General features: G+C 44.4%; 1 protein-coding gene. It reads right to left on the bottom strand.

Annotated features, from left to right (window positions below; genetic code table 11):
* Positions 1 to 187 precede the first annotated feature (187 nt).
* Positions 188 to 1,444, bottom strand: coding sequence for a group II intron reverse transcriptase/maturase (ltrA, locus tag ABEV15_RS13350; protein ID WP_498853491.1), 1,257 nt, complete (start codon positions 1,442 to 1,444; stop codon positions 188 to 190).
* Between the last annotated feature and the right edge of the window lie 553 nt (positions 1,445 to 1,997).

Genomic DNA, 1,997 nt, shown 5'->3' with positions numbered 1-1,997 from the left:
AATGGTTTGGTAGCACATCTATTCTAACCAAGGAATCGGGTTCATGTCTCCTTTTTTGTTTCGATGTAAATTTATGTTAGTGATTTTGCTCATCTACAGTTCTAATAATCGAGTAGGAGGAGGTGATTAACCTCCGTCCTCTCACACCACCGTACGTACGGTTCCGTATACGGCGGTTCAATCAAGATCAATGACGCAAGAATTCATAACGTTCTTGTAGACTTTTGAGCCCTTGGTCATTCCAGTAGGAGTTTCCAAGGGTTCTGTGTAAGATGGGGCTACTTGAAATACGCCAATATCCTTTCCGACTATTTCCCCATTCATAGGCTTTCCACGAAGGAACTCCCAATTTGATCAAGTTTCGTATCCTCGTTTTTGGTGTTTTCCAACTTTTCCATAAGCACATACGAAGTCTTCGACGAATCCACCCGTCCATTTTCCGAAAGATTGATTTCGTATCCGCCAGCGCAAAGTACCCACACCATCCGAATAAATACTGATTCAGTTTCTGAATTCGGTATTCCATGGAATATGGCATCTTTCTCGAGGTGATTTCTCGTACTTTCTTCTTCATTCGTTTGAGACTTTCTTCTGCCACTCGAATCTTGGGCTCTTCGGCATCGATAAAACTGAATCCAAGAAACTTTCGTTTCCAAGGACGGTCTACTGCCGACTTTTTCTCATTCACTTTTAGGCGAAGTTTACGTTCGATGAATCGTTGAACGCTTGCCATTGTTCGTTCTCCTGCCCTTTTTGATTTTACGTAAATGTTACAGTCGTCTGCGTAACGAACGAATTGATGTCCTCTTTTCTCTAATTCTTTATCCAGCTCATCAAGGACGATGTTGGAAAGGAGCGGACTTAATGGACCACCTTGTGGCGTTCCTTTCTCTGTACTTGAAACCACTCCATGAATCATGACACCCGACTGCAAGTACTTGCGGATTAATTTTAATAACGGTTTATCGTGGATTCTTTTCGCCAATGTGCTCATAAGTCTGTCGTGGTTGACCTGATCAAAGAACTTTTCCAAATCGATGTCTACAACCCATCGGTATCCTTCTTTGATATATCCTTGTGCTTTCCTTACTGCATCATGGGCACTTCGATTTGGGCGAAAGCCATAGCTATGTTCGGAAAACATCGGGTCATATATCTTCGACAATACTTGGGCAATCGCCTGTTGAATCAAACGGTCTGTCACGGTTGGGATACCTAGTAACCGAACACCGCCATCAGGCTTCGGGATTTCGACTCTTCGGACAGGCATCGGTTCATAGGTACCTTTGAGAATCGCTTCTTTGATGGACTGCCAGTTTTCGACGATGTGCGTTCGCAGGTTTTGTACGGGCATCATATCTACTCCATGGCTTCCCTTATTTTGTTCTACTCGTTTCAATGCGAGAAGCATGTTCTCTCGTGACAGGATTTGATTCAAAACCATCGTTATTCTTCCTTCCGTAAATAGCTGTTCTTCTTATGCCAGTCGTCACTCCACCCTCCAAAAGATCCCCCACGGGATTCACCGTTCCTTTCTCTTGGGAGGTCCTATGTTTTCTGTGTTCATCGTGACGGACTGAATGCCAAGGGCTATTTTCTCTTGATTGTTCAGTCCTTCCGAATCGTTCTAGACCGATTCGTACTATGACCTCTGCTGACTTCTGATGATTCAGCTACTTATCGCTAAGTAGGTTGTGAAGGGTACTTCACGTATCCATCAGACCTCCTCGGGTAAGAGTGCAATCTTTCCTTCCATCTATCTGCTTCATTTACTCTGTATCACCTTCGGCAGAAAGGACTTTGTTTTGTTTAGCAAACTCATCCAATGATACCTAGCCTTATATGAAGTTCGTGTTCCTCAGACCGGAAGTTTGCCGCTCGCTTCCTTCAGATTCCGTGTCGCCACGGACACCCTTGCGTTAAGCTAACTGCTACTTCTGCCTTCGCAGTTCGGGACTTTCACCCTAGAGATTGCACCCATGCCGAGCACACTAAAA

Source organism: Bhargavaea massiliensis, assembly GCF_050480245.1.
Lineage (GTDB): Bacteria > Bacillota > Bacilli > Bacillales > Anoxybacillaceae > Anoxybacillus.
The sequence above is the reverse complement of the archived record's forward strand: the minus strand, read 5'-3'. Positions and strand labels throughout refer to the sequence as shown.

What these genes read in the sequence shown, in the direction of transcription:
- ltrA (WP_498853491.1), bottom strand. Translation starts at nt 1,444, where the DNA reads ATGGTTTTGAATCAAATCCTGTCACGAGAGAACATGCTTCTCGCATTG.